This window comes from Synechococcus sp. R5-12, from assembly GCF_047502655.1.
Classification (GTDB): domain Bacteria; phylum Cyanobacteriota; class Cyanobacteriia; order Thermostichales; family Thermostichaceae; genus Thermostichus.
The window spans coordinates 1-4,424 of sequence record NZ_JANSIM010000107.1; the positions used below are offsets into that span (position 1 = coordinate 1).

The 4,424-nt window shown below is 59.6% G+C and carries 3 protein-coding genes and 1 pseudogene; 3 read left to right on the forward strand and 1 reads right to left on the reverse strand.

Going from position 1 to position 4,424, the window contains the following annotated elements:
* Nucleotides 1-171 precede the first annotated feature (171 nt).
* Complete coding sequence (rbsK, locus tag NW843_RS06695) at nt 172-1,089, forward strand: ribokinase (protein WP_414522470.1); 918 nt, start codon at nt 172-174, stop codon at nt 1,087-1,089.
* Nucleotides 1,090-1,343: 254 nt separating this feature from the next.
* Nucleotides 1,344-2,087: a response regulator gene (locus tag NW843_RS06700; protein WP_414356063.1), complete on the forward strand. Its 744-nt coding sequence runs from the start codon at nt 1,344-1,346 to the stop codon at nt 2,085-2,087.
* 166 nt (nt 2,088-2,253) lie between these two features.
* Here the strand turns inward: NW843_RS06700 and NW843_RS06705 are convergent, their stop codons facing one another.
* Nucleotides 2,254-4,059 (reverse strand): DUF1565 domain-containing protein, encoded by a 1,806-nt coding sequence (locus NW843_RS06705; protein WP_414522471.1) that lies wholly within the window; start codon nt 4,057-4,059, stop codon nt 2,254-2,256.
* 165 nt (nt 4,060-4,224) lie between these two features.
* On the opposite strand from NW843_RS06705, the pseudogene NW843_RS06710 reads away from it, so the two are divergent.
* Nucleotides 4,225-4,424 (forward strand): annotated as a pseudogene (locus tag NW843_RS06710) (pentapeptide repeat-containing protein); the annotation flags it as partial.

Genomic DNA, 4,424 nt, shown 5'->3' on the forward strand with positions numbered 1-4,424 from the left:
AGTTGAAATAGATGGTAATAAAAACCACGACTGCTATCAGCCCTTGCCGCGTGGTAGGGCGCTCAAGGGGATCCCTGGCCAAGACCGGCGGCTGATACAATAGCTGCCCAGGGATCCAAACCAAAGATCTCTAGATCTCTGCTTTTCCAACAGGATTTCCCCACAAGCCCGATGGCAGGCCCGATCCGAGTGGTGGGTAGCTTGAACATGGATTTGGTGGTGCAGGTGCCCCATCATCCCGGCCCTGGGGAAACGGTGCTGGGATCCGACTACGCCACCTACCCTGGCGGTAAGGGAGCCAATCAAGCGGTGGCAGCGGCGCGGGCGGGAGCCCAGGTGGAAATGTGGGGAGCGGTGGGATCCGATGAGTTTGGGCGTCTGCTCCAAGAGAACCTGGAGCACAACGGCGTGGATACCCGCCACCTGAGGCAGTTGGAGGGGCCCAGCGGCATCGCTCTGATCACTGTGGATCCAGCAGGGCAAAACCGGATTGTGGTCAGCCCCGGCGCTAACGGTCGCTACACCCCCGCCCAGCTGCCTCCTTGGACGCCGGCAGCGATGGTTCTGCTGCAACTGGAAATCCCCCTGGCCACGGTGCAGGCGGTGGCAGAGCAAGCCTTTGCCCAAGGGATCCCGATTTTGCTCAACCCTGCGCCCATCGTGCCATTGCCAGGATCCCTGTTGCGCCAGGTTCGCTACTTGGTGCTCAACGAAACCGAAGCGGCTGCCCTTGCCCAATCCCCTGTGGAGACGCCGGAACAAGCCCAAAAGGTGGCTCAAGAACTGCAGAAACACGGGATCCCAGCCGTTATCCTTACCTTGGGAGGGGCAGGGCTGGTCTGGGCAGATGGGGAAGAAAGTGGCCATTGGCCAGCTCATCCTGTGGAAGTGGTGGATACCACCGCTGCCGGAGATGGGTTTTGTGGGGCCTTAGCTGCTTGTTTGGCTGCCGGGGGATCCCTGAGGGAAGCCCTGCGTTTTGCCAATGCCGCCGCTGCTTTGGCCGTAACCCGTGCGGGAGCCCAACCTAGCTTGCCCCAGCGCTCTGAGATTGAGGCATTTTTGGCCTCTGCCGTAGAAACAGCTTAGACTGCCGCTTGTCAAAAGTTTTTAACATCTGCGGTGGAGAAGTTCATGAGCCGTCTGCGTGGGTGCTAGGGGAAACCGCACCGTCCATAGGACGAGAGCGGGACGAACTCCTTTTCCTGAGCCGCTACTCATCGCCGGTGGAGGGGATCCCTTGCTCCTTTTGAGTACTGCTCAATAGTGCCTTGCCTTCCCTTGTGGGTGTTTTTAGAGTTAGGAAGTGAAAAGAAAGTATTCGGTAACTCTGATAAAGGCCTGTGAGTACCCTCCTTGCTGAAGATGACGCTCTTTACCGTCAGCATGTCCATAGCCTACTGACGCAACATTTGCCTGAGTTCGGCCCGGTATACATGGCCTCGAATGGCCGAGAGGCGTTGGAACTTTACCGTCAGCACCACCCCAACTTTGTGTTGATGGACATTCGCATGCCTGAGATGACCGGGATCGAGGTAGCGCGGCAGGTTTGGTCAGAGTGCCCCAGCACGCGCATCATTTTTTGGTCGCATTTTGCCGATGAAGTCTATGTGCGGGAGCTGCACAAGATCGTGCCTCCGCAAACTGTCTATGGCTACCTTTTGAAAAATTGCACCGATGAAAAATTGGTCAGCGCCATCCAAGCGGTGGTGCAGGATGAGCAATGCGTGATCGACCGAGAGGTGCGCGGAGTCGATTCCCGTTCACAAAACAAAATTACCGGTCTCAGCGACGCCGAGTACGAAGTGTTGATCGACATTGCCCTCGGCCTCACCGACCAAGCCATTGCTGCACGGCGCTTTTTGTCCCGCCGAGGGGTAACCAACCGTCTGCGCAACCTCTACGACAAACTAGAGGTGAGCAACGACCAAATTGAGAGCGACGAGTGGGGAACCACCTTCAGCTTGCGGGCGCGAGCCATCCGCCTTGCTTTCAAACGGGGGTTGATCAACGCCCAACTGCTGGATGAGGAGGAAGTGCATTTGGATCACTGGCTCAGCCGCTACCGACTGGATCCGCTGGACTAGAGAGGGGGTGTTCGAGCCGTCATCGCTCTTGGCAAGCACTTGTAGTCAATTCCCTTGCCAGCGACCAAGGAGACTTGGGCTCAATGGCTGGCCACCCCGCCAAAGAACTGGGATCAAAGCTCCCTCGTACCGCTATGGAGAAGCAAGCCGGCAGTGTGGGGGGTCGCTAGCGGAAAATCATCTCGGCAACCGCCTCAAAGCCGGCATCCAACAGCCGATCCAAGACCGACTGGGCCTGGCTGCGACTGTCGTACAGGCCCGCCTGCAACACTGTTCTGCCGTTGAAAACCGTTTCCACCGCCTCGGGGATGAGCTGCCGCAATCGGTTCAAGTCATCGCTGCTCTTGGGGGTCACCAACACGCGAAATTGGGTTGCCGAGCCCACAGCAGCCACAGGGGGGGCAACTGGAGTTGTAGTGGGAGCAGAGGGAGTGGCCGGGATCCCTGCCGATGAGCGACGGGCCGGCGGGGGCAGAAGGGTGGTGATATCTGTGAGGGGAGCCGAGGGTGGCCTGGGAACAGGAGCTGCGGGGGCAGGGCCAGCCGGCTGAGCAGGTGCGGTAGAGCCATCTGGCGTGAAGGGGACGGCAACAAACTCCTGCGCTTGGGGTTGAGTGTCCGCCGGCTGGGCAGGAACGTTGGGCAAAACGCGCCCCCCCGATCCCGATAGAGAGGCAACTGGGCTGGGATCCGTCGATTGCGGCACCGTCACAACCGGTAAGGTGGAGGGGGTCTCAGCGGCTGGCCGGGGATCCCTGGGAGTAGCCGGCTGGGCCGGAGCGCTGGGCAGAGCCAAAGTGCCAGGGGCAATGGGGCGGGGAGCGCTGTCGGGAAGGGCGGCAACGGTGGTTTGACCGGACAGATCCAGATCCCCTTTGACCTGGCCCCGCAGTTGGTTGCCGTTGGCATTGAGGCGCAGGCCGCGGGTGGCGTTGTTGATATCGTATTGGCCGTTGCCCTCAAAGATGTTGTTGCCGGGATCCGTGGCCGTGCCCAAATCCGGCTGGGCAGTGGTGATGGCGGTGAGGCCGGTCTCCAAGTTCTGGGCGATGAGATTGTTGCGCAGGATGGGCCTGGAGCTGCCCCCGACGATCACGCCGGTACGGTTCTGCAGGATGCGGTTGTTGCGCACAATAGGCGCCGAGCGCTGGTCGATGGTGATGCCAAAGCCGGTCTCCTGGAACAGGTTATTGATGATGGTGGGCTGCGAGGTGCCCAAGACGGAAATGCCGTTGGCCCCGTTTTTATAGAAGCGGTTGCCCTCCACCCAGGGATTGGCAGCGCCAGCGATGAAGATTCCATCGTGGATGCTGCCCACAAAGCTGTTGTTGAGAATGCGCGGGGAGGCCGATTCCACCCAGAGGGCATAGCCGCGCCGCCCCTGGTTGCGCAGGGTAACTCCTCGCACTTCTGCGCCGGTTTCTGCCAGCAGAGCAACATTTTGTCGGCCTAGGGTCGGGCTCATGTAGGTACCGCCGCCGGTGATGAGATAGCCCTCTCCCAAGGTGGACTCGTCCCCACGCAAGGTGAGGCCGGCTTTCAGACGGATGGGGAAGGTTTCGCCGCTCTCCTCGCTATATACCCCGGGAAAAAGCTGAATGACGCTGCCAGCCTCAGCCCGCTGAATGGCATAAGTAATCGTCTTGAAGGGGTTATTGCGGGATCCATCCCCACGGGTATCGCTGCCGTTGGCCGCATCCACAAAAATAGCCGGGCGATTGTCCGGGAGCGGGGGAGCTTGAGGCAGGGTCTGCTCACCGGTAATGCCGGTGTCCAGGGAAGTTTGCGCCCAGCCGGGATCCAACTTTGCTGTCAGCAGTAAGGTGGTGCCAAGCATCAGAGAGGTTGCCAGCCGCGTCAGCATTGCAGAACGATGGCGCTGCGCCCGCAGGCCGGGCAGGACTGCTGTAGATTGGTGTTCGCCGGATTTCTGCAGACCAATAGGCAGTAAGGACAATAAGGAAGAGATCATGGTGGTTATCCTCACACCAGGCTGGGCTAGAGAAGAAAGGCCGAGGTCATCTTACCAAACTGAGCAGGCAGGGGCCTGCCCTATTCTCCAACTCTAAATACGGACTAACGCAGGCTTTTTTTGCAAATCTGACACTAGCCCTAGAGTATCATCCTTTCTTGCGCCATGACCTACAAAACCCTTGTCTCCGAACATCTGCCCCAAGAGCCGTCGCTGCTTGAATCCGGGATCCTGCTGTCTCCGGTCTCACCGTGGCAACCCCTGATTCATCTGCTGCTGTTGGGGATCCCGGCCTTCTTGCTGCTCTTGGGAAAGCTGATGGCTCAGCCGGTCTTGGGCTGGGGGGCGGTGCTGGCTTGGCTGGG

Bases quoted from the DNA above. Each gene is read 5' to 3' on its own strand.
- rbsK (WP_414522470.1), top strand. From the start codon at position 172: ATGGCAGGCCCGATCCGAGTGGTGGGTAGCTTGAACATGGATTTGGTG.
- NW843_RS06705 (WP_414522471.1), bottom strand. From the start codon at position 4,059: ATGATCTCTTCCTTATTGTCCTTACTGCCTATTGGTCTGCAGAAATCC.